The organism is Maritimibacter sp. UBA3975 (assembly GCF_002384975.1).
In the GTDB taxonomy this organism is placed as follows: Bacteria; Pseudomonadota; Alphaproteobacteria; order Rhodobacterales; family Rhodobacteraceae; genus Maritimibacter.
This window is the reverse complement of the sequence record NZ_DGCP01000009.1, coordinates 1,036,978-1,053,423: the sequence shown is the minus strand read 5'-3', so window position 1 is coordinate 1,053,423 and position 16,446 is coordinate 1,036,978. Positions and strand designations below refer to the sequence as shown.

Below are 16,446 nucleotides of genomic sequence, written 5' to 3'. Positions count from 1 at the left end.
GGTCACATCTGATCCGCACCCCAGCCGCGATAGCCGAGCGCCTCGGAAATCTCACGCGCAGCACCCTTGAGCTTTTCCTCGATCTCTTCGACCATCGGGCCATCCGATGCGAAGGTGCTAGCATGGCCGGTCACGTTGATCGCAGCGACGGCTTGCCCCTGATGATCGTAGATCGCGACCGCGGCCGAGCCGATGTCGGGCTCGAAATTCGCCACGCTCCACGAAATGCCCTGCGCCCTGTCGCTTTCCAGCTGCCTCAGCAGGTCGTCCAATGTCGTGCGGGTCTTGTCCGAGAACGCCTTGAGCGACTGGCCCGCATAGATTTCCTTCAACTCCCGCGTGCTGATGGAAGCGAGCAGGATACGTCCGATGGTCGTCGCATGGGCAGGCAGGCGGGTGCCTTCGCGCACCATGCTGGCAAGGTGGGAGTTCGGCGTTTCGCGCGCGAGGTAGACGATATCGCGCCCGTCGCGCACGCCAAGGTGGGCCGACAGGTTCAGATCATCCACCAGCTGGCGCAGCACCGGGCGCGCCGTCGGCACCAACCCCCGTTCGTTCAGCGCCTGCGAGGCGAGCGTGATGAGACCCGTGCCAAGCCGGTAGCCGCCCCCGTCCGACACGGCGTCGATCATGCGCTCGGCCTCCAGTGTGGCCAAAAGTCGGATCAACGTGGTGCGGTTGATGCCGATCTCTTTCGCGGTCTTGTTCAGGTTCCGGCATCGGTTGCCCGCCGCGATATGGCGCAACAGTCGAAAGGCGCGTTCTACCGGGGGCACGGAATAGGCCGGGCTCACCTTTTCGTCTGAGGTCTGAGTGTCTGACATGGCTACGCAACCTGCACATATTTGAACACTTATATTCATAAGCGAACGAATTTGCAGGGAAAACCCAATTCTGCACAAGGTATGGGCGTCTGGACCCGGCGGTGCCCGGGTCTGGTGCGCTTTCGGGATGTGACGCGCGCCTGCGGCGGTCAGGCGAGCGCCGCGTAGATCAGCCGGATCGCCAGCACGCCGAGAATCCCGAGGATAATGCGTTCGAACGTCTCGCGGGGCAGGCGCTGGCCAATCCAGTTGCCCACCGGCATGGCGAGGAGCAGCGGGACGAGCGACAGCGCGCTCAGGAGCAGGCGTTCGCCGGTCATGATGCCGTAGGCGAACTGTGCGGGCAGTTGCACGATCCCGAGCGCGAGGAAGAAGAGCGAGATCGTCGCCATGAACTCCTTCCGCGGCAGCTTGAGCGACCCGAGGAAGGTGATCGACACCGGGGCCGACAATCCCGTCGCGCCCTGAAGTGCGCCGGCCAGCAACCCTGCGGGCAGGGCGAGGATGCGGCTCATGCTGTTGGAGAGAACCCACGTCGGATTGAACAGGCGAAACAGGATGTAGGCCACCAGCACGAGCCCGACGCCAAGAAGCAGAACGTCAGGGTTCCACCCCGCCAGCGCGATCGTGCCCAGCCCGGCCCCCACGCCGCCCGCGACCGCGAAGATCGTCGTGAAACGCGGGCGTGAGATGCGGCTTCGGTACAGCCAGTATTGCCAGACGTTGGGCACGATATTGGGCAGGACGAAGACCGCGACCGCGAATTGAAGGTCTCCCACAAGCGCCATGAGCGGCACGGCGAGCAGCGGCGCACCGGCGCCCACCGCGCCCTTGAGAAGTCCGCCCGCCGCGAATGCGAGGACGATCAGGATGATGTCCGAAGGGTCCAATGCGTCAGCCGCCCGTGTTGTCGTTCAGCCCAGATGCGTGGCGAAAAATGCCTTGGTCCGCGCGTGCGCCGTGTCAGCCGCCTCCGCCACATAGCTCGGGCGCAGATCATTGGCGAAGGCGTGGCCGGCCTCGTATAGGTGCATCTCGAACGCGGGGAGGTAGGCCTTGGTCTCGTCCAGAACCTCCCGGGGTGTGTGGTCGTCGTGCGTGCCGAAATGCCCCTGCATCGGCGCGCGGAGCGGCGCGTCGAGGTATTGCGTGAGCCGGGTGCCGTAAAAGGACACCGCAGCATCCACGTCGAGCGTCTGCGCGGCCCGCAGTGCAAGGCCACCACCCCAGCAGAATCCCATGACGCCCACCTTGTGGCCCTTGGCCTTCAGCGCCTGAACGGCGGCATCCGTGTCCATCATCGTCTCCCCCGGATCGGCGGAAAGCATCAGATCGCGTCCCTTCGGGGCGTCGTCGAACGAAATGACCTGACCCGGGGCCTGACGGTCGAACAGCGCGGGAATCGCGACGTCATACCCTTCGGCGGCATACATCTCCGCGACGCCCTTGAGCTGGTCCGTGACACCGAAGATTTCCTGCAAGATCACGATCCCGCCCCGGGCCGTGCCCTGCGCCGGATGCATCCAGCATTCGAATTGGTGGCCGTCGGCGGCGGTGAGCGATTCCATCATGTGACTGTCCCGGTGTTTGTGTCGAACGGGTTCGCACGCCCGCGCAGGCCACGGTAGCCCGCACGCGTTACGGTCGCAATCGTCCGATCCGTCCGCCCCACAGACCTTCGCGGCGGGCGGTCGTCACAAATGTTTTTCAAAACTGTCACGCGAGCGTGTTCTGACGCTCCTAGACCCCCGGCAGAACAGATCGGGGGATACATGCTCGTCGTCAAAGCGCTGACCAAGCGGTTCGGAACCAATACGGCCGTCGACAACGCCAGCTTCACCGTGGACGAACCGAAGATGATCGGGATCATCGGTCGGTCCGGTGCAGGCAAGTCCACCTTCCTTCGGATGATGAACCGGCTGACCGATGCGAGTTCGGGGGAGCTGAGTTTCGAAGGCCGCGACGTGCTCACGCTCACCGGCCGCGCGCGGCGGGAGTGGCAGGCCGACTGCGCCATGATCTTTCAGCAGTTCAACCTCGTGCCGCGCATGGACGTGGTGTCGAACGTGCTTCACGGCACGCTGGGCCGCCGCTCGACCCTCGCCACGATGTTCAACCTCTTCCCGCGCGACGACATCCACCGCGCCATCGACATCCTCGAACGTCTGGGCGTCGCCGAACACGCGGCCAAACGCGCCGAGGCGCTCTCGGGCGGCCAGCAGCAACGCGTGGCCATCGCCCGCGCGCTCATGCAGGACCCCAAGATCATCCTCGCCGACGAACCCATCGCCTCGCTCGACCCGATGAACGCCCAGACCGTGATGGAGGCGCTTCGGCGCATCCACGAGGAAGACGGGCGCATGGTCATCGCGAACCTTCACACGCTCGACACCGCGCGCCGCTACTGCGACCGGATTATCGGGATGCGCGACGGACGGATCGTCTTTGACGGCACGCCCGCGCAGCTCACCACCGGGGTCGCGCGCGACATCTACGGCGCCGGGGCCGATTTCTCCGAAGGCGCCACCTCGACCGCGATCAACGACCACGAACCTGTCGAGGAGGCCGAGCGCCTCATCGCCAAGGTGCAGGTCTGATCGCCCCGTTTCATCACCCGTCCGCATCTGCCGAACGTCAGCGGGCACAACCACTGGAGAGTAAGATGAAGAAACTGATCGCTGCTGCGCTCACCACCACCGCCCTCACGGGTACCGCTTTCGGTCAGGAGATCGACGGCTTCAACATCGGCATCCTCGGCGGCGAGAACGCCCAGGACCGTCTGGCCAACCATGAATGCCTGAAAGAGTATGCCGAAGAGGCGCTGGGCGTTCCGGTCAAGCTCTTCGCCCCGGCCGACTACGCCGGCGTCATTCAGGGACTTCTGGGCGGCACTATCGACATGGCCTGGCTCGGCGCGTCCGGCTATGCTGCCACCTACCTGCAGGACCCGGACGCGGTCGAGCCGGCGCTGGTGAAGATCAACCTCGACGGTTCCTACGGCTACCACTCCATCGGCTTCGCTCGCCGCGACGCGGGCATCACCTCGCTCGAGGACATGCAAGGTAAGGTCTTCGGTTTCGGTGACCCGAACTCCACCTCCGGCTACCTGATCCCCTCCATCGAGATCCCGCAGGCTGGCGACGCGATCACCATGGAGCCGGGCGAATACTTCGCCGACGTGCGCTTCACCGGCGGTCACGAGCAGACCATCGTCGCGGTCAATAACGGCGACATCGACGGCGGCGTGACCTGGGCCGATGGCCAGGGCGCGTGGGAAGACGGCTACAACTCCGGCGCGCTGCGCAAGGCGGTGGACGCCGGCCTCGTCGACATGAACGACCTCGTCGAAATCTGGCGCTCCAAGCCGATCCCCGAGGGTCCGGTCGTGCTGCGCACCGCGCTCCCGGCCGAGGTGAAAGCCACGATGACCGAGCTGGTCGACGGCATGTACGACGCCGATCCGGACTGCACCTACAACATCTCGGCGGGTGAGAGCCTCGGCTTCGACCCGATCACGCACGACGCCTACCTCTCGATCATCGAGGCCCGAAAGGCGAAGTCCGAGTAACAGGATTTAAGCACCATCGGGCTCCGCCGGTTTCCGGCGGGGCCTTTTTTCAAGGAATCTGCCATGTCCTTCGTCGAGACCGACTTTCGCGCGAACTATGTCGCGCTCGTCGCCCGCAAACGGCTCTACGGCGGCATCATGCTCGCGATTTTCGCGCTCCTGATGATCTCCGGTTTCACGCTGGCCGACAGCCGAAATGCCGGCGGGTTCTGGGACGGCATCCTCAACGTCTTCGATTTCCCCGCCGCGGTGTGGGAGGATACGGCCCCGAAGCTCGACCAGCTTCCCGGCCATCTCGTGACCTACTTCCCGTCGCTGGTGGAAACGCTCAACATCGCTGCGGTCGCCACGCTCGTCGGGACGATTTTCGGCACGCTGCTCTCGCTCCTGTCCACCCGGGGCATCGCACGCTGGCCACGCCTTACGGGGCTGTTCCGCCGGGTCATGGACATCATGCGCGCGGTGCCGGAAATCGTGGTCGCGCTGGTCTTGATCTTCGTGCTGGGCGGCGGGCCGGTGCCCGCGATGATCGCCATCGCCTTTCACACCTCTGGCGCACTCGGCAAGCTCTTTTCCGAGGTGAACGAGAACGCCGACCTGAAGCCCGTCGAGGGCCTCGCCTCGGTCGGCGCCCGCTGGGGCCAGCGCATGTGGCTGGGCATCATCCCGCAAGTCTCGCCGAATTACTTCAGCTACGCGCTGCTCCGGTTCGAGATCAACATCCGTGCCTCCGCTATCCTTGGCTTCGTGGGGGCGGGGGGCCTCGGCTACGAACTCAAGAACGCGATGAGTTGGGGGCAGGGCAAGTATGACGAGGCAGCCGCCATCTTCATCCTGCTGTTCCTCACCATCGTCTTCTTCGACCAGATATCCAGCCATATCCGCAACCGCCTGACCGGAGAGGGGGCGCACTGATGCCGACTGACGTGATCTCCGCGGGCGACCTGCGCGCCCGGATCGACACCCGCTTCGCCCGGAAAAAGGCGCTGGCCATCGGCCTCCCGGTCGTGGTCGCCGCCTACCTCGCCTATGTCTTCTTCGCCTTCGACATTCCGGGCCTCGCCGACCGCGCCCGGATGGACAACGCGCGCACGCTCACCTCGGACATGGTGAGCTACAAGACCCATGTGACCCGCGACAACCGCGACGGCACGACCGAGGTTTCGATCGAGGGTGAGCGCAAGGGCGAATACCCCCCGGGCGTCACCCCCGACTGGGTCGACATGCAGGGCGAGACGACCGTCATCGACCTCGGCGGCGGCCAGATCGTCACCTTCCTGCCCGACACGCGCCTGTCGGTGGAGCTTCCCGACTTCGGCACCATCGAGGCCGGAATGGAGGGGCGCGACGTCGTCACGAACCTCGAAGAGCCGGTGCCGGACTGGATCAGCCTGTCGCGTACCCGTTTGGCGATCACCACGGATGAGGGGCGCGTGTCCTTCACCCGCAACCGGACCGAGGTGTTCAACTACTTCCCGGGGTGGGAGCTGTTCTGGTTCACCTTCGAAAGCCCCTACAAGGATCACGGGGTGGGCGAGATCGTATTCGGCCCGCGCATCGACCCCGAACGCTCGAACTTCGCCGGGGCGTGGCACGATTTCTGGCACAATACGATGTGGAGCCACAGTCATGTCGCCTGGGCGCTGTTCGAGACCATCCTCATGGCCTTCCTCGGCACCTTCGGCGCGGCCGTCATCTCGCTCCCGCTCGCATTTCTCGCGGCAAAGAACTTCACCCCGCTCGGACCGCTGCGCTTTGCCTTGCGCCGCATGTTCGACCTGTTTCGCGGCATCGACGGGCTGATCTGGACCATCATCCTCGCCCGCGCTTTCGGCCCCGGTCCGATGACCGGCGCGCTGGCGATCCTGCTCACCGACACGGGCTCGTTCGGCAAGATGTTTTCCGAGGCGCTTGAGAACGTGGATGGCAAGCAGATCGAAGGCGTCGCCTCTACAGGTGCGGCCACCGCCCACCGCTACCGCTTCGGGGTCATCCCGCAGATCACGCCCGTGCTTCTGAGCCAGGTCCTCTATTTCTTCGAATCCAACACCCGCAGCGCGACGATCATCGGCGCGATCACAGGGGGCGGGATCGGGCTCCTGCTCACGCAGGCGATGATCACGCAGAAGGACTGGGAAGAAGTCACCTATTACATCATCCTCGTGGTTCTTATGGTCATGGCCATGGACTCGCTCTCCGGCTGGTTGCGCCGGAAGTTGATCAAGGGGGAATGATGAACATCCTGACTACCGGGGCGAACCGGGGCATCGGCGCGGCGCTGGCTGCCGAGGCGGAGGCGCGCGGGCATAGCGTGATCCGCCACGGGCGCACGTCGGGCGACGTGGCCTGCGACCTCGCGGCGCTCGACACGATCCCGGCGGCCTTCGGTGCCATCGAAGGGCCGGTGGACGTGCTCATCAACAACGCCGGCATCATCGGCCCGGCGATGTCGGCGGGCGACGGCCTCGAGGCGCATGGCTTCGAACAGACTTTCCGCATCAACACCTTCGCGCCGCTCGCCGTGGCCCATGCGCTCCTGCCGGCCCTGCGCCAGTCCGACGCGCCGCGAATCCTCAATGTGTCGTCGCAGATGTCGTGGATGGGCTATGCCAAGTCCGATCGCATCGCCTACCGCGCCTCCAAGGCCGCGCTGAACAAGGAGATGCAGGGGCTCGCCACCGACCTCGCGCCGGACGCGATCCCCGTGGTCCTGCTCGATCCCGGCTGGGTGCGCACGGACATGGGCGGCGACACGGCCGAAGAGGATCCCGTCGCGGTCGCGCGCGGTTTCCTCGATATCGCGGACCGCCTGACCATTGCCGACACCGGCAAGTTCTTTCGTTTCTCGGGCGAAGAACGGGCGTTCTGATGGCAAAGCTGGGCGACGACCCCGTGATCCACGCAGGCGCCCATCTGCATGAGGTGACGATGGGCCGTTTCGTCGAGATCGGGGAGGGGAGCCGGGTGCTCCACACCCATATTGACGACTATTCCTACTGCGACCGCTATGCAGAGATCGCGAACGCCCGCATCGGCAAGTTCGCCAACATCGCGGCCTTCAGCCGGATCGGCCCGACCGATCACCCGATGGACCGCGCCTCGCAGCACCATTTCCTCTACCGCTCCGCCGATTATTGGGACGATGCCGAATTGGACGCGGATTTCTTCGCGCGCCGCGCGGCGCGCACAGCCCATATCGGGCACGACACCTGGATCGGCCACAACGCGGTGGTGAAGCCCGAGGTGACCGTCGGCCACGGCGCGGTGGTCGCCGCGCAGTCGATGGTGACGCGCGACGTGGCGCCCTACACCATCGTCGCGGGCGTGCCCGCCAGGCCGATCCGCGCGCGCTTCCCCGACGCCATTTCAGAGCGGCTCATGGCACTCGCCTGGTGGGATTGGGACCACGCCACCCTGCGCGCGCGTCTCGATGATTTCCGGAATATGGAGATCGAGGCGTTCCTCGAAAAATACGCCTAGGGCGCGAAGGTCAGCGTCACGCGGTCGCCCGCGAACCACGTCAGCCCGTGTTCGAGCGGGGCGCCCTCCAGCGTCCGGTTCAGCCCGACGGTTTTGAGCAGCGGATCGCCCTCGCGCAGCGCGAGGTGGAGCGCCAGCGTCGCACTCGCGCGTTCCGCCGTAACCTGCGTCTCGGCGCGCAGGTAATCCTCCACGCCGTTCAGCCGCAGCGCCTCGGTGACCGAGGTGACCTCGCCGAAAGTCCCTGCCAGACCCGGCAGGCGCTCGGCGGAAAAGATGCTGACGAACAGTGCGACGGCCTGCGCCCCGGAGAGCGAAAGCCCCTCGTAGACCGTGACCGGCGCACCGGGGGCGATGGCGAGGGCGGTTGCCTCGGTGACGTCCGCAGGACGCACCTCGACCCGCAGCACCTTTTTTTGCGGCAGCCGCCCGGTCGCGCCGATGTTCTGGTGAAACCGGGTGCGTCTGCCGATGGGGTAGAGGGTCGGTTCGGCCGTGACGAACACGCCCGCGCCGCGGCGCGAATGGACGATGCCGCGCTCCGCCATGTCCGAGAGCGCCCGACGCACCGTGTGCCGGTTCACTCCGAAGCGCGACGACAGCGCCGCCTCGGTCGGCAGCTTGTCGCCCGGGCGATAGTTCCCCCCGGCGATCTCGCCCTCCAGCGTCTCGGTGATCGACTTCCAGACCGGGGTGCGCGTCATGTCACGAAATCTTCACGGGACTCGTCCGCCTCGCTGTGGCAATACTTGTCTAGTTGTATAGTAACCTAGACAAATCGGCAAGGTGTCCAATGACCACGACCGCCCCCGAGATCACGCCGAAGAGCGCCGCGCGCAAAGGCTGGATGAGCCTGCTCGCCAAGGCGCGGCCCGCCGAACTCGCCGCGCTGATGCGCGACGTCCCGGCTCCGGGTTTCGTCTGGCTCCGCCCGCCCCAGATCGGCGGCGTCATGCTGCGCGGGCGGATGGGCGGCACCGGCGCGCCCTTCAACCTTGGCGAGATGACCGTGACCCGCTGCGCGCTCAAGCTCGACAGTGGCGAAGTCGGCCATGCCTATGTGCAGGGGCGCGACAAGACCCACGCCGAACGGGCCGCAGTGGTTGATGCGCTGATGCAGACCGACCGGGCGGAGGTGATCCGCGAAGCGGTGCTCGCCCCGCTGGACGAGGCAGCGACGACCCGAGCAGGCGCCCGCGCGGCCAAGGCCGCCGCGACAAAGGTCGATTTCTTCACGATGGTCAGGGGAGAGGACTGATGGACGGCAACGCACTCACGGGTGGGTTCGCGGACGCACCTGTCCAGTCGGCCCATGCTTTCCGCGCCGCGCTGAACGCGCTGGCGCGGCCCGGGCGGATCGAACGAATTTCGGGGGCCGAGGCGCCCGCGCCGGTCTCACCCGCCGCCGCAACGCTGCTCCTCACGCTCTGCGACGCGGAAACGCCGCTCCACCTCGCGGGCGACCACGACAAGCAGCCCGTGCGTGACTGGATCGCCTTTCACATCGGCGCGCCGCTCGTCGGCCGGAGTCACGCCATGTTCGCGCTGGGCACATGGCCCGCGCTCACCCCGCTCGACGCATTCCCGGTCGGCACGCCGGAGTATCCGGACCGCTCGACCACCCTGATCGTGGAGATGGACGCGCTTGCCGCCACCGGCGCGCGCCTCACCGGGCCGGGGATCGAAACCGAGGCGCACCTCGCCTTGCCCGACATCGCGCCGTTCCGGGCGAACCACGCCCGCTTCCCGCTCGGGCTCGACAGCCTTTTCACCGCGGGCGACCGGATCGCCGGTCTGCCCCGCTCGACCAACGTGGAGGCCGGCTGATGTATGTCGCCGTCAAAGGGGGTGAGCGCGCCATCGACAACGCGCACGCCTGGCTCGCCGAGGAGCGGCGCGGGGATACCGCCGTCGCCGAACTCACCGTCGCCCAGATCCGCGAGCAGATGAGCCTTGCCGTGAACCGGGTGATGGCCGAAGGCTCGCTCTATGACCCCGACCTCGCCGCGCTGGCGATCAAGCAGTCGCGGGGCGACCTGATCGAGGCGATCTTCCTGATCCGCGCCTACCGCACCACGCTGCCCCGCATCGGTCACGCCGAACCCGTGGACACCGGCGCAATGGCCTGTGACCGGCGCATTTCGGCGACGTTCAAGGACGTGCCGGGCGGGCAAGTGCTTGGACCCACCTTCGACTATACCCACCGGCTTCTGGATTTCGCGCTTGAGGCCGAGGGGCTGGACCCGCGCGCGGAAACCGCCGCGCCGCAGGAGGGCGAGATGCCCCGCGTGACCGAGTATCTCGACCGCGACGGGCTGATCCAGGCCGAGGAGCACAGCGACGAGGCGCCCCCGGACATGACCCGTCAGCCGATGGAATACCCGGCGGGCCGCCCCCTGCGATTGCAGGCGCTCACCCGCGGCGACGAGGGCTTCGTCCTCTCGATGGCCTATTCCACCCAACGCGGCTATGGCCGCAACCACCCCTTCGTGGGCGAGTTGCGCATCGGCCGCGTGTCGGTCGAAATGGACATTCCCGAGCTTGGGTTCGCAGTCGACATCGGCGAGGTGACCCTCACCGAATGCGAAACCGTCAACCAGTTCACAGGCTCGCGCACCGAACCGGCGCAGTTCACGCGTGGTTATGGCCTCGTCTTCGGGCAGACCGAGCGCAAGGCGATCTCGATGGCGCTCGTGGACCGGGCGCTGAGGTGGGAGGAGCTGGGCGAGGACAGCGAAGGCGCGCCCGCGCAGGACGAGGAATTCGTGCTCGCCCATGCGGACAATATTCAGGCGACCGGTTTCCTCGAACATATCAAGCTGCCGCACTACGTCGACTTCCAGTCCGAACTGGAACTGGTGCGCAAACTCCGGCGCGAGGCGGCGCAGTCCGACATGAAGGAGGCCGCGGAATGAGCGCGTCTATTGTGGTGTTCGATCTGGGCGGCGTGCTCGTCCATTGGGATCCGGTGCTGGTCTGGCTGCCGGACATGGAGAGCGAGGCGGCGGTGCGCGCCTTCCTCGACCGGATCGATTTCGCCGACAAGAACCTGCGCGCGGATGCGGGCGAACGGTTTGCCGACCTCGCAGCCGAGATCGACGATCCCGAGGACCGCCTGCGCCTGATGGGCTACGTCAGCAACTTCGCCCGCTCCGTGCCCACGGCCATCGAGGGGACATGGACGCTCATCGACCGGCTCAAGGCCAGGGGCGTCACCCTCCACGCGATCACCAACTGGTCGGCCGAGACGTTTCCGACGGGCCGCGCCACCCACCCGCGCCTCGACACCGCCTTCGGCGTGACGGTCGTCTCGGGCGAGGAGAAACTCCTCAAACCCGACGCCCGGATCTTCGACACGCTGTGCGCGCGCGCCGGGGTGGCGGCCGCCGACTGCCTCTTCATCGACGACAGCGCCCGCAACGTCGAAGGCGCCAGGGCCGCCGGCATGGACGCGGTTCTGTTCACCACCCCCGAGGCACTGGAAACCGACCTGATCGAAAGGGGCCTGCTGTGACCGACCAAGCCTACAACTTCGCCTATCTCGACGAACAGACGAAACGCATGATCCGGCGCGCGATCCTCAAGGGCGTGGCGATCCCCGGCTATCAGGTCCCCTTCGCCTCGCGCGAGATGCCGATGCCCTATGGCTGGGGCACGGGCGGGGTGCAGGTCTCGGCGGCCTGCCTCACCCCGTCCGACACGTTCAAGGTGATCGACCAGGGGGCGGACGACACGACGAACGCCGTCTCGATCCGCAAGTTCTTTGAGCGCACCGCGCAGGTGGCGACGACCGAGCACACGGCCGAAGCGACCGTGATCCAGACCCGACACCGCATCCCCGAGGCGCCGCTGGGCGAGGATCAGATCCTCGTCTACCAGGTCCCGATCCCGGAACCCCTGCGCTTCCTCGAACCGCGCGAGACCGAGACGCGCAAGATGCACAGCCTCGAAGAATACGGGCTGATGCATGTGAAGCTATACGAGGACATCGCCCGCCACGGCCATATCGCGACCTCCTACGCCTACCCGGTGAAGGTGGAGGGGCGTTACGTCATGGACCCCTCCCCGATCCCCAAGTTCGACAACCCGAAGCTCGAAATGGCCGCAATCCAGCTCTTCGGCGCCGGGCGCGAGCAGCGTATCTACGCGATCCCGCCTTATACCAGGGTCGTCAGCCTTGATTTCGAGGATCATCCCTTCGACCCGTCCAAGGCCGATCATCCCTGTGACCTGTGCGGCGCCGACCACACCTATCTCGACGAGGTGATCGTGGACGATGCCGGTGGCCGGATGTTCGTCTGCTCCGACACGGATTACTGCGCCGGGCGACAGGCTGCGGGCCATCGCGGGCGCCTGAGCGAGGAGGACGCGGCATGACCGAAACGATGCACAGCGAGGTCGCGCACCGCGCGGACGAGCGGGCCCCGGCGCCGCTCCTGTCGGTGCGCGACATCCGCAAGACATACGGCAGCTATGTCGGCTGCACCGATGTGAGTTTCGACCTCTACCCGGGCGAGGTCATGGGGATCGTGGGCGAATCCGGCTCCGGCAAGTCCACGCTGCTCAACTGCCTCGCCGGGCATCTCGCACCCGACAGGGGCGAGGTCCTGTTCGACACCCGCGCCGAGGGACCGCGCGACACCGTCACCATGTCCGAACCGGAACGGCGGATGCTCAGCCGCACCGACTGGGCCTTCGTCCACCAGAACCCGCGCGACGGGCTGCGCATGGGCGTCTCGGCGGGCGGCAATGTGGGCGAGCGGCTCATGGCCGTGGGCGCGCGCAACTACGGCGCCATCCGCGAGAGCGCGACCGACTGGCTGGGCCGGGTGGAGATCGCGGACACCCGCATCGACGACCGCCCGAGCGCCTTTTCCGGTGGCATGCAGCAGCGGCTCCAGATTGCGCGAAACCTCGTCACCGGCCCGAGGCTCGTCTTCATGGACGAACCCACCGGCGGGCTGGACGTGAGCGTGCAGGCGCGGCTTCTCGACCTGATGCGCGGCCTCGTGCGAGAAATGGGGCTTTCGGCCATCATCGTGACCCACGACCTCGCCGTGGTGCGGCTTCTGGCCCACCGGCTCATGGTGATGAAATCGGGTCATGTGGTCGAGGCGGGCCTCACCGACCAGGTGCTCGACGATCCGCAGCACGCCTATACCCAACTCCTCGTTTCTTCCGTCCTGCAGGTGTGACCATGATCCGTATCGAGAACGTCTCCAAATCCTTCGCGCTGCACAATCAGGGCGGCGCGGTGATCGAGGTCATGACGGGCGCGACACTCGCCGTGGCGCCGGGGGAATGCGTCGCGCTCACCGGCAATTCCGGCGCGGGGAAATCCACGCTGATGCGGATGATCTACGGCAATTACCTCACCGCCTCCGGGTCGATCCGGATCGGCGACATCGACGTGGCCAGTGCCGCACCGCGCGAGATACTGGAGCTTCGGCGCACCACGCTCGGCTATGTCTCGCAGTTCCTGCGCGTCGTGCCCCGCGTTGCAACGCTGGAGGTGGTGGCCGAACCGCTCCTCGCCGTCGGCACCGACCGCGAGGCGGCGCTGGCCCGCGCGCGCGACCTGCTCACCCGGCTCAACATCCCAGAAACACTCTGGGGCCTGTCGCCCACGACGTTTTCGGGGGGCGAGCAGCAGCGCGTGAACATCGCGCGGGGCTTCGCCCACACCTATCCGGCGATGCTGCTCGACGAACCGACCGCCTCGCTCGACGCCACGAACCGCGACACGGTGCTGACGCTGATCGAAGAGGCCAAGGGGCGCTGCGCGGCGATCATCGGTATCTTTCACGACGCGCCCGCCCGCGACCGTGTGGCGGACCGCGAGGTGGACGTCTCGGCCTATACCCCGGCGCGCGCCGCATGAGCCGCGTGTTCGCCATCGTCGGCCCGTCAGGCGTGGGAAAGGACACGGTGATGGAGGCCGTCGCCGCGCGCCTTCCCGCCGTGCGCCTCGTGCGCCGGGTCATCACCCGACCCAGCGAGGCCGGGGGCGAGGATTTCGTGGGCGTCACGGAGGAGGACTTCGCGCGCCGCGCGGCCCGGGGCGATTTCGCGCTCCACTGGCAGGCGCACGGGCTGTCTTACGGTATCCCGGCCAAGGTGCGCGACGATCTCGCCACCGGCCACAGCGTCTTGTTCAACGGATCGCGCGCGATGCTCACGCAGGCCGCGCAGGTCTTCCCCGGCCTCCGGGTCATCCACCTGACCGCCCGGCGCGAGGTCCTGGCCAAGCGCCTTGCGCAGCGCGACCGCGAAACAGCGGGCGAGATTGAACGCCGCCTCGACCGCGCTCCCGTCGCGATGCCCGAGGGGCTGGACGTGTTCGAGATCGACAATTCCGGCGCTTTGGAGGCCACGGTTACCCGCCTCGCCGCCATCGTTCAGCCGGTGAGGGCGTAACGGTGAAGCAGGTGGAACATGCCCGCCGCGTCCTCGCCGAACAGGCACAGGTCGCGCAGAACGAACGGGCGCGGCAGGAGCGGGGCGAGCACCGGCTCCAACGCGCTTTTCACAGCCGTGAGGTCTTCGGGGTCCAGCGGCCCTGTCAGCGTGAAGTGAAACCGGAATTCTTCCATCACATAGGGGTAGCCGAAGGTGGTGAGCAGGGCCTCCTGCCGCGCGCTCAGCCCCCCGGCCCGCCGCCGCGTCAGTTCGTCGGCCCCCGGTGCAGCACGATGGTGGTCGAGCGCTTCGACCACCCCCGATGCGAGGTCGGACAGGGCTGTCGTCTCCCCGTCCGGGACCAGCGCCAGAAACCGGCCGATACGGGCCAGCCGCAGACCGTCCAGCACCACGGGCGCATGATCGGCGGCGAAAGCGCCCAGATAAGCCTCCAGCGCGGCGCGGGACGTGGCCAGCCGGAACGGCGGCTTGAGCGTCCCGTGAAACCCGTATTTGCGCGGCGCCGCCGTCAGGCTCGCGACCGGAAGCTGCAACCCCGGCACCTCGGGATGCGTTCGCACCTCGCCCGCTGCCGGGTCCCAGCCCAGCCAGCGGGCCGCGAAGTCTGCCAGCGGGCCGGGCCTTGGCGCGGCATAGACCGCGAAACGTCTGAATTCAGTCATGGCTGCCCCGTAGCCGTCATTTGTCACAAATCAGTGACACGCGGCTGACATAGGGCACGGTGAACAGGAACGATACAATGACCGACATGATCCTCACCAATGCGCAGATCGTCCTCGATGACGAGGTTATCCGGGGCACCGTCACCCTGCGCGGCGGTCGCATCGCCGGGATCGACCCGGGCGGCACGGCGGCGCGCGGCGAGGTGGATTTGGACGGGGACATGCTGCTGCCGGGCCTGATCGAGTTGCACACCGACAACCTCGAACGCCACCTCGAGCCGCGCCCGAACGTCGACTGGCCCCACGCCGCCGCGATCCTCGCCCATGACGGCGAGCTTGCCTCCACCGGCATCACCACCGTGTTCGACGCCCTGCGCGTGGGATCGATCCACACCGGAAAGGGCCGATATGAGAAATACGCGCGCACCGTGGCGAACGAGGTCTTCGCGCTTCGTGCGCAAGGCGCGTTGCGCATCAACCACTATGTCCACCTGCGCGCCGAGATTTGCTCGGAAACGCTGGCGGAAGAGATGGCCGAGTTCGGACCCGACGACCGCGTCGGGATCGTGAGCCTGATGGACCACACGCCCGGCCAGCGCCAGTTCCGCGACATCGCGAAACTCAAGCAATACGTCGCCAAGAAGCGCTCAATGACCGACGACGAGTTCGACGATCACGTCGCACATCTCAAGGGACTTCAGGCCGACAACGGCGACCGGCACGAGGCCGAGGCGGTGGCCCATGCCCGCCGCTACGGCGCGGTGCTCGCGAGCCATGACGACACGACCGCCGATCATGTCGCGGTCTCGGCGTCGCACGGGATGCGACTGGCCGAGTTCCCGACGACCCGCGAGGCCGCCGAGGCCTGCCACGCCAACGGCATTCAGGTGATGATGGGCGCGCCCAACCTGATCCGGGGCGGATCGCATTCCGGCAACGTGGCGGCGCATGAACTGGCCGAGGCGGGGCTGCTCGACATCGTGTCGTCCGATTATGTGCCGTCGGCGCTCATGTCCTCGGCCTTCCTTCTCGCCGATCTCTGGGACGACGTTCCGCGCGCCATTGCCACCGTTACGGCCAATCCGGCTCGCGCTACCGGGCTCACGGACCGGGGCCGCATCGCGCCGGGGCTGCACGCCGATCTGGTCCGCGTCGGCCGGATCGAGGGTACGCCGGTCGTGCGCGGCGTCTGGTGCCACGGCCGACAGGTCGGCTGACCGTCTCCTGTTGCCTGCGCGGTGCTGACCGCGTGAGCCGCCGCGCGGCATCCGCACGCGGAACCGATCCGCGCAGGATTCGCCCGGCCGCTCCCCTAACCCTGCCTCAATCGGTCACGATTTCCGGGGGCGTGCCAGATTTGCGCCCAGATTTCGCCGGATCCCGTGCCCAAATCGGGCCAGAAATGCCCCATTTGGCGCGGCAGTCGCCGGCGCGAGCCTGCCCGACAGTGGCCATTTCGTGAACGGGCAACAAACCCTTCGAATTAGCCATA

20 protein-coding genes are annotated in these 16,446 nt (G+C 66.9%); 15 read left to right on the top strand and 5 right to left on the bottom strand.

The genetic code is table 11. The annotated features are described in order from the left end of the window. Positions 1-2: 2 nt before the first annotated feature. The 3 genes from B2585_RS10295 to B2585_RS10285 all read right to left on the bottom strand — a co-directional run bounded on the left by B2585_RS10295 (position 3) and on the right by B2585_RS10285 (position 2,395). On the bottom strand, positions 3-824 hold the full coding sequence (locus B2585_RS10295) for an IclR family transcriptional regulator (RefSeq protein WP_292022663.1): 822 nt from the start codon (positions 822-824) through the stop codon (positions 3-5). A gap of 149 nt (positions 825-973) precedes the next feature. Then, positions 974-1,714, bottom strand: a complete 741-nt coding sequence (locus B2585_RS10290) for a sulfite exporter TauE/SafE family protein (RefSeq protein ID WP_292022661.1) — start codon at positions 1,712-1,714, stop codon at positions 974-976. Between the two features lie 24 nt (positions 1,715-1,738). Then, positions 1,739-2,395 (bottom strand): dienelactone hydrolase family protein, encoded by a 657-nt coding sequence (locus B2585_RS10285; protein ID WP_292022659.1) that lies wholly within the window; start codon positions 2,393-2,395, stop codon positions 1,739-1,741. A 201-nt stretch (positions 2,396-2,596) separates the two neighbouring features. Here B2585_RS10285 and phnC point away from each other — a divergent pair, with 201 nt between their 5' ends. The 6 genes from phnC (at position 2,597) to B2585_RS10255 (ending at position 7,872) form a co-directional block, all read left to right on the top strand. Continuing rightward, the gene (phnC, locus tag B2585_RS10280) at positions 2,597-3,421 is read left to right on the top strand and encodes a phosphonate ABC transporter ATP-binding protein (RefSeq protein ID WP_292022657.1); all 825 of its coding nucleotides are present in this window, start codon (positions 2,597-2,599) and stop codon (positions 3,419-3,421) included. Positions 3,422-3,486: 65 nt separating this feature from the next. Then, complete coding sequence (gene phnD, locus B2585_RS10275; RefSeq protein ID WP_292022655.1) at positions 3,487-4,392, top strand: phosphonate ABC transporter substrate-binding protein; 906 nt, start codon at positions 3,487-3,489, stop codon at positions 4,390-4,392. A 63-nt stretch (positions 4,393-4,455) separates the two neighbouring features. Beyond that, a complete protein-coding gene (gene phnE / locus B2585_RS10270) occupies positions 4,456-5,307 on the top strand; it encodes a phosphonate ABC transporter, permease protein PhnE (protein ID WP_292022653.1) in 852 nt (283 codons plus the stop codon). Continuing rightward, the gene (phnE, locus tag B2585_RS10265) at positions 5,307-6,626 is read left to right on the top strand and encodes a phosphonate ABC transporter, permease protein PhnE (protein ID WP_292022652.1); all 1,320 of its coding nucleotides are present in this window, start codon (positions 5,307-5,309) and stop codon (positions 6,624-6,626) included. Before phnE (B2585_RS10270) ends, phnE (B2585_RS10265) begins: the two co-directional genes overlap by 1 nt. Further along, entirely contained in the window at positions 6,626-7,261 is a 636-nt protein-coding gene (locus tag B2585_RS10260; RefSeq protein ID WP_292022650.1) for an SDR family NAD(P)-dependent oxidoreductase, read from the top strand. Before phnE (B2585_RS10265) ends, B2585_RS10260 begins: the two co-directional genes overlap by 1 nt. After that, positions 7,261-7,872 (top strand): chloramphenicol acetyltransferase, encoded by a 612-nt coding sequence (locus tag B2585_RS10255; protein ID WP_292022648.1) that lies wholly within the window; start codon positions 7,261-7,263, stop codon positions 7,870-7,872. Before B2585_RS10260 ends, B2585_RS10255 begins: the two co-directional genes overlap by 1 nt. Here the strand turns inward: B2585_RS10255 and phnF are convergent. Next, a complete protein-coding gene (gene phnF, locus B2585_RS10250; protein WP_292022646.1) occupies positions 7,869-8,576 on the bottom strand; it encodes a phosphonate metabolism transcriptional regulator PhnF in 708 nt (235 codons plus the stop codon). The two genes, B2585_RS10255 and phnF, sit on opposite strands and share 4 nt — an antisense overlap. 89 nt (positions 8,577-8,665) lie before the next feature. Here phnF and phnG point away from each other — a divergent pair, with 89 nt between their 5' ends. The 8 genes from phnG to phnN are packed head-to-tail and all read left to right on the top strand — an operon-like array spanning position 8,666 to position 14,289. Continuing rightward, positions 8,666-9,130 carry a phosphonate C-P lyase system protein PhnG gene (gene phnG, locus B2585_RS10245; RefSeq protein ID WP_292022644.1) on the top strand — a complete coding sequence of 155 codons (465 nt, stop codon included), beginning with the start codon at positions 8,666-8,668 and terminating at the stop codon, positions 9,128-9,130. Further along, a complete protein-coding gene (phnH, locus tag B2585_RS10240; protein WP_292022642.1) occupies positions 9,130-9,699 on the top strand; it encodes a phosphonate C-P lyase system protein PhnH in 570 nt (189 codons plus the stop codon). The genes phnG and phnH overlap by 1 nt, the downstream gene beginning before the upstream one ends. Beyond that, complete coding sequence (locus B2585_RS10235) at positions 9,699-10,787, top strand: carbon-phosphorus lyase complex subunit PhnI (RefSeq protein WP_292022640.1); 1,089 nt, start codon at positions 9,699-9,701, stop codon at positions 10,785-10,787. Before phnH ends, B2585_RS10235 begins: the two co-directional genes overlap by 1 nt. Continuing rightward, entirely contained in the window at positions 10,784-11,386 is a 603-nt protein-coding gene (locus B2585_RS10230) for an HAD family hydrolase (RefSeq protein ID WP_292022638.1), read from the top strand. Before B2585_RS10235 ends, B2585_RS10230 begins: the two co-directional genes overlap by 4 nt. Beyond that, positions 11,383-12,249 (top strand): alpha-D-ribose 1-methylphosphonate 5-phosphate C-P-lyase PhnJ, encoded by an 867-nt coding sequence (locus B2585_RS10225; protein WP_292022637.1) that lies wholly within the window; start codon positions 11,383-11,385, stop codon positions 12,247-12,249. The genes B2585_RS10230 and B2585_RS10225 overlap by 4 nt, the downstream gene beginning before the upstream one ends. Continuing rightward, a complete protein-coding gene (gene phnK / locus B2585_RS10220; RefSeq protein ID WP_292022635.1) occupies positions 12,246-13,067 on the top strand; it encodes a phosphonate C-P lyase system protein PhnK in 822 nt (273 codons plus the stop codon). The genes B2585_RS10225 and phnK overlap by 4 nt, the downstream gene beginning before the upstream one ends. A gap of 2 nt (positions 13,068-13,069) precedes the next feature. Further along, on the top strand, positions 13,070-13,753 hold the full coding sequence (phnL, locus tag B2585_RS10215) for a phosphonate C-P lyase system protein PhnL (RefSeq protein ID WP_292022633.1): 684 nt from the start codon (positions 13,070-13,072) through the stop codon (positions 13,751-13,753). Next, positions 13,750-14,289, top strand: a complete 540-nt coding sequence (phnN, locus tag B2585_RS10210) for a phosphonate metabolism protein/1,5-bisphosphokinase (PRPP-forming) PhnN (RefSeq protein WP_292022631.1) — start codon at positions 13,750-13,752, stop codon at positions 14,287-14,289. Before phnL ends, phnN begins: the two co-directional genes overlap by 4 nt. On the opposite strand, the gene B2585_RS10205 is transcribed toward phnN, so the two are convergent. Continuing rightward, positions 14,271-14,954, bottom strand: coding sequence for a DUF1045 domain-containing protein (locus B2585_RS10205; RefSeq protein WP_292022628.1), 684 nt, complete (start codon positions 14,952-14,954; stop codon positions 14,271-14,273). The two genes, phnN and B2585_RS10205, sit on opposite strands and share 19 nt — an antisense overlap. A gap of 77 nt (positions 14,955-15,031) precedes the next feature. Here B2585_RS10205 and B2585_RS10200 point away from each other — a divergent pair, with 77 nt between their 5' ends. Beyond that, positions 15,032-16,171 (top strand): alpha-D-ribose 1-methylphosphonate 5-triphosphate diphosphatase, encoded by a 1,140-nt coding sequence (locus tag B2585_RS10200; protein ID WP_292022626.1) that lies wholly within the window; start codon positions 15,032-15,034, stop codon positions 16,169-16,171. Positions 16,172-16,446 lie beyond the last annotated feature (275 nt).

What these genes read in the sequence shown, in the direction of transcription:
- B2585_RS10295 (WP_292022663.1), bottom strand. Translation starts at nt 824, where the DNA reads ATGTCAGACACTCAGACCTCAGACGAAAAGGTGAGCCCGGCCTATTCC.
- B2585_RS10285 (WP_292022659.1), bottom strand. Translation starts at nt 2,395, where the DNA reads ATGATGGAATCGCTCACCGCCGCCGACGGCCACCAATTCGAATGCTGG.
- phnC (WP_292022657.1), top strand. Translation starts at nt 2,597, where the DNA reads ATGCTCGTCGTCAAAGCGCTGACCAAGCGGTTCGGAACCAATACGGCC.
- phnD (WP_292022655.1), top strand. Translation starts at nt 3,487, where the DNA reads ATGAAGAAACTGATCGCTGCTGCGCTCACCACCACCGCCCTCACGGGT.
- phnE (WP_292022653.1), top strand. Translation starts at nt 4,456, where the DNA reads ATGTCCTTCGTCGAGACCGACTTTCGCGCGAACTATGTCGCGCTCGTC.
- phnE (WP_292022652.1), top strand. Translation starts at nt 5,307, where the DNA reads ATGCCGACTGACGTGATCTCCGCGGGCGACCTGCGCGCCCGGATCGAC.
- B2585_RS10260 (WP_292022650.1), top strand. Translation starts at nt 6,626, where the DNA reads ATGAACATCCTGACTACCGGGGCGAACCGGGGCATCGGCGCGGCGCTG.
- B2585_RS10255 (WP_292022648.1), top strand. Translation starts at nt 7,261, where the DNA reads ATGGCAAAGCTGGGCGACGACCCCGTGATCCACGCAGGCGCCCATCTG.
- phnF (WP_292022646.1), bottom strand. Translation starts at nt 8,576, where the DNA reads ATGACGCGCACCCCGGTCTGGAAGTCGATCACCGAGACGCTGGAGGGC.
- phnG (WP_292022644.1), top strand. Translation starts at nt 8,666, where the DNA reads ATGACCACGACCGCCCCCGAGATCACGCCGAAGAGCGCCGCGCGCAAA.
- phnH (WP_292022642.1), top strand. Translation starts at nt 9,130, where the DNA reads ATGGACGGCAACGCACTCACGGGTGGGTTCGCGGACGCACCTGTCCAG.
- B2585_RS10235 (WP_292022640.1), top strand. Translation starts at nt 9,699, where the DNA reads ATGTATGTCGCCGTCAAAGGGGGTGAGCGCGCCATCGACAACGCGCAC.
- B2585_RS10230 (WP_292022638.1), top strand. Translation starts at nt 10,784, where the DNA reads ATGAGCGCGTCTATTGTGGTGTTCGATCTGGGCGGCGTGCTCGTCCAT.
- phnK (WP_292022635.1), top strand. Translation starts at nt 12,246, where the DNA reads ATGACCGAAACGATGCACAGCGAGGTCGCGCACCGCGCGGACGAGCGG.
- phnL (WP_292022633.1), top strand. Translation starts at nt 13,070, where the DNA reads ATGATCCGTATCGAGAACGTCTCCAAATCCTTCGCGCTGCACAATCAG.
- phnN (WP_292022631.1), top strand. Translation starts at nt 13,750, where the DNA reads ATGAGCCGCGTGTTCGCCATCGTCGGCCCGTCAGGCGTGGGAAAGGAC.
- B2585_RS10205 (WP_292022628.1), bottom strand. Translation starts at nt 14,954, where the DNA reads ATGACTGAATTCAGACGTTTCGCGGTCTATGCCGCGCCAAGGCCCGGC.
- B2585_RS10200 (WP_292022626.1), top strand. Translation starts at nt 15,032, where the DNA reads ATGACCGACATGATCCTCACCAATGCGCAGATCGTCCTCGATGACGAG.